This window comes from Syntrophales bacterium (genome assembly GCA_030655775.1).
GTDB lineage: Bacteria > Desulfobacterota > Syntrophia > Syntrophales > JADFWA01 > JAUSPI01.
The window spans coordinates 1-4,188 of the sequence record JAUSPI010000174.1 but is presented as its reverse complement, the minus strand read 5'-3'; the positions used below and the strand labels follow the sequence as shown (position 1 = coordinate 4,188).

At 45.2% G+C, this 4,188-nt stretch carries 4 protein-coding genes; all 4 read left to right on the top strand.

The window, feature by feature from the left end:
* Positions 1–225 precede the first annotated feature (225 nt).
* The 4 genes from Q7J27_09375 to Q7J27_09360 are packed head-to-tail and all read left to right on the top strand — an operon-like array spanning position 226 to position 4,137.
* The gene (locus tag Q7J27_09375; protein MDO9529358.1) at positions 226–684 is read left to right on the top strand and encodes a ribonuclease HI family protein; all 459 of its coding nucleotides are present in this window, start codon (positions 226–228) and stop codon (positions 682–684) included.
* The gene (locus Q7J27_09370) at positions 681–1,073 is read left to right on the top strand and encodes a hypothetical protein (GenBank protein MDO9529357.1); all 393 of its coding nucleotides are present in this window, start codon (positions 681–683) and stop codon (positions 1,071–1,073) included. Before Q7J27_09375 ends, Q7J27_09370 begins: the two co-directional genes overlap by 4 nt.
* On the top strand, positions 1,070–2,176 hold the full coding sequence (locus Q7J27_09365) for a restriction endonuclease subunit S (GenBank protein ID MDO9529356.1): 1,107 nt from the start codon (positions 1,070–1,072) through the stop codon (positions 2,174–2,176). The genes Q7J27_09370 and Q7J27_09365 overlap by 4 nt, the downstream gene beginning before the upstream one ends.
* Positions 2,173–4,137, top strand: coding sequence for a putative DNA binding domain-containing protein (locus Q7J27_09360; protein MDO9529355.1), 1,965 nt, complete (start codon positions 2,173–2,175; stop codon positions 4,135–4,137). Before Q7J27_09365 ends, Q7J27_09360 begins: the two co-directional genes overlap by 4 nt.
* Positions 4,138–4,188: the final 51 nt, after the last annotated feature.

Here is a 4,188-nt window from a genome sequence, read left to right as displayed (position 1 = left end):
TTATCATTTTGGCGCATCTTTAAAGGATCTGGGTAAAAAATGGTTCGCCTTTTCCAAGTTTGATAAAGACGCATTTAAGCTTCTGGAGAGACTGGCGGGGGTTGTCAGTGAATAGTAACTGGAAGGAATGCAAGCTGGAGTGAAGGGATGAAGGGGTGGAATATATCATGCACATAGTAGAGGACAATTGGGACTAATGAGAATTGCTTGCAAAGAGGGGCTGTAATGTCAAAGACGACAGTGATTGTAGATGCATGTTGCCATGTAGCTAATGCGCATTTGCCAGGCCGAGCGGGCCGTGGTTATTGTGCGTGCGGTGTACTGATTATTGATGCATGTGGGCAAGAGTTAGAACATGCTAAATATTTGGGAGAGATGACTGTCCCGGAGGCAGAGTTTCAAGGATTGATATATGCACTTGATAAAGCATCGGAATGTACCAGACATGAAATAGAAGTTTGGATGGATAGCGAATTAGTTATCAAGTGGATGCGTAAGGAATATAGATTGAAAAAGGATCACATTAAACCTCTTTACGATAAGGCGGAGACACTATCAAGACGATTTCAATCAGTAGAATTCTTTCATCATAGCAGAAATACGGTAAATGCGAAACGGGCTGATAGAATTGCAGCGACAGAATATGATAAACACCACAAACCAGATAAAGCAGGCGGAAAATGAATAGGATGAAAGTATTGTTGTCGATTAAACCGCAATTTGCCGAAATGATATTTTCCGGAACAAAAAAATACGAGTTCCGTCGTTCTGTTTTTAAGAATCCTGATGTGAAAACCATTGTTGTTTATGCGTCTTTTCCTGTGCGGAAAGTTATCGGCGAGTTCGAAATAGGAGCGATCATTAACGACGAATTGGCGGCATTATGGGAACAAACAAAGGAGTATGCCGGTATAAACGAGGATTATTTTTTTAAGTATTTCTCGAATAAAGAATATGGCTATGCCATCCATATAAAGAATGTAACAAAATACAGAAAAGCATTGTGCTTGCGTGAAGACTTTAATGCTACACCGCCGCAGTCTTTTATGTATTTGAACACGGAGACGGTATGAGTGAGTGGAAGGAATATCGTTTTTCTAAATTTGTAGAAATAAGCCCGTCAGTAACGCTGGAACCTGGGGCGATATGTTCTTTCGTTGAAATGGCAGATTTAAAAGATGGAAATAAATTTTGTGAACCATCTACAGTTAGACCCTTCAACAGTTCGGGCACAAGATTTCAGGAAAGAGACACTCTTTTTGCACGGATTACTCCTTGTCTTGAAAATGGCAAAATATGCCAGGTTAGAAGTCTTCTTGATAGTAAAGGTTTCGGTTCAACAGAATTTCATGTTTTCAGAGGCAGAGAAGGACTTTCTGATATTGACTTCGTTTATTACTTGTCACGGTGGTCTGATGTTCGTGATTTTGCAGAAGCAAATTTACATGGTACTTCTGGACGGCAAAGGGTACCACGTGAATCATTTGATAGTTTGTTCTTAAATCTTCCTGACTACAATGAACAGCGCGCCATTGCAGGTGTGCTTTCCAGTCTTGACGACAAGATCGACCTTCTGCACCGGCAGAACAAAACGCTGGAAGGAATGGCCGAGGCCCTCTGGCGGCAGATGTTTATGGAAGAAGCTAATCCGGGGTGGATTAGAAAGCCTCTCGGTAGCTTTTTTCCAATCAAGACAGGTAAAAAAGACGCAAACTACTCCGCTGAAGATGGGCAATATCCGTTTTTTACATGTTCACAAAACACGCTTAATTCCCCTGATTATTCATTTGATGGCCATGCAATACTTCTTGCTGGTAATGGCGATTTCAATTTAAAGCGCTATAATGGCAAATTTGAAGCATATCAACGAACATATGTATTAATTCCACATAATGAATTAGAAGTTGGCTTTCTATATTACGGAATGCGTCATCATCTTGATGATATTACTATGGGATACAGAGGATCTGTGATCAACTTTATAACAAAAGGAATGATCGAAAACTTTCAACTGCCTATCATGCCAGACACAAGCATATTCCATGAAGCTTGCAGACGGTTTAATGAGATAAATGGTAAAATAGATTCAAACGACGGACAAATTCGCACACTCTCCCGCCTCCGCGACATGCTCCTCCCGAAATTGATGTCCGGCGAAGTAACGGTGAAGCTATGAATAATTTCAGTCTATCCGACCTCATATCCCTTGCCGAATCCGTTACGCTGGAATGCAAAGCCGCGCAAGGACGCGATGGGAAAGGAGAACTCCCTGCCAGTTTTTGGGAAACATACTCCGCAATGGCCAACACAAATGGCGGTGAAGTGTATCTTGGCATTGAAGAGAAGCCGCCGGGAGTATTTCGTGCTCTGGGAATAAAAGATCCGGAAAAACTGCAAAAATCCCTTTGGGATACAGTGCATGCAAAAACGAAAGTTAACCGAAATATCCTCAGTGCTTCAGATATACAGGTTATTGCCGTTGACGGGAAAAAGGTTATACAAATCAACATTCCCCGGGCACGCCGTCAGGACAGACCTATCCACCTTGGAACAAATCCCTTCGGCAATACGTACCTGCGTCGCCATGAAGGTGATTATAAGGCCGGCGATGAAACAATCAGGCGCATGATTGCCGAAAGTATTGAAGATTCCCGGGATGACCGTATTTTAGAAAACTTTGGCCTTGATGACCTTGAAAAAGAAACAATTGCCGCTTATCGTAACCGTTTTTCAGCAGTTAAACCCGATAGTCCGTGGCTTAACCTTCCTGCCGAAGAATTCCTTAATAAAATTGGCGCCGGTGGTATAGATCGCACAACGGGGAAAAGCGGACTCCGTGCCGCCGGTCTGCTGATGTTTGGCAGATTTGATACCATTCGGGACGCATTCCCAAATTATATGGTTGATTACCAGGAACGCCCCGAATCCAAAGCTGAAGTCCGCTGGGTTGACAGGCTGGTTCCGGACGGCACATGGTCCGGCAATCTCTATGATTATTTCCAAAAGACCTATCGGAAGTTGACGGCGGATCTTAAAATCCCTTTCCAATTGCGAAAAGGCATGCGCACCGATGATACGCCCGTCCATGAAGCCATTCGCGAGGCCCTGACGAACACCTTGATCCATGCCGATTATACGGGCCGGGTCTCTATCTTGGCCGTCAAAGGGCCGGACATGTTCGGCTTCAGAAATCCCGGCCTGATGCGTGTTCCCGTTGAGCAGGCCGTCCACGGCGGCATCAGCGATTGCCGCAACCGTCGCATTCAGGATATGTTTCGGTATGTCGGTTTTGGAGACCATGCCGGATCGGGCATTCCCAAGATTTATCGGAACTGGAAGGCGCAGCATTGGCGTTTGCCCCTGCTCTACGAAGACGCCACACATGAGCAGACACTGCTCGAGCTCCGCATGATCAGCCTGTTTCCCGAGCAGAGCGTGAAAATGCTCGATGAGCTTTTCGGTGAGCGATTCAGGAAACTGCCGGAACTCGAAAGGGTTATCCTGATCACGGCTGCTACGGAAGAAAGGGTGCATCATGGGCGCATCAAAGAAATTGCTTCCGATCATCCCAAAGATATCACAGCCGCTCTTGCACACCTGGTTCAGGAGGGCATGCTTATCAAGGAAGGGGAGACACGCGCCAGTGTATACTATCTTCCCGGTCAGAAACCGGTAGAGCTGCCGCTGTCTTTTCTGGAAAAGCATGATGCGGAGTCCCCAGATTTGAACGGGAGCTCCCCATATTTGGGGACCAACTCCCCAGATTTAAGTGAGAGCTCCCAAGGTTTGATCGGGAACTCCCAAGGTTTGAGCGAGAGCTCCCATGATTTGAATGGGAACTCCCATGATTTGAGCGGGAACTCCCATGATTTGACGAAAAAACTTGCTTTAATTCTTGCCTCTTTTGGGCTGGAAAAAGTCCCTGGCAAGATGAAGCAGGATGCCATGCGAGAACTTATTATGCGGCTGTGCGATGACTCTTTTGTCAAACTGCATGATTTGTCAGAATTATTAGGCCGTGGTCAGACATTTATTCAGCAGCACTATATTTCGGCAATGCTGTCCGAAGGCCTTCTTGAATTAAAATACCCTGAAAACAAAAACCATCCGAATCAAGCCTACCGGAGAAAAAGATGACCGCCTTCACCGAATCCGAAATCGAGATCTTCTCCCTTGACGAACTCAAAG

Excerpts from the sequence above, each read along its gene's own strand:
- Q7J27_09375 (MDO9529358.1), top strand. The coding sequence starts at position 226 with ATGTCAAAGACGACAGTGATTGTAGATGCATGTTGCCATGTAGCTAAT.
- Q7J27_09370 (MDO9529357.1), top strand. The coding sequence starts at position 681 with ATGAATAGGATGAAAGTATTGTTGTCGATTAAACCGCAATTTGCCGAA.
- Q7J27_09365 (MDO9529356.1), top strand. The coding sequence starts at position 1,070 with ATGAGTGAGTGGAAGGAATATCGTTTTTCTAAATTTGTAGAAATAAGC.
- Q7J27_09360 (MDO9529355.1), top strand. The coding sequence starts at position 2,173 with ATGAATAATTTCAGTCTATCCGACCTCATATCCCTTGCCGAATCCGTT.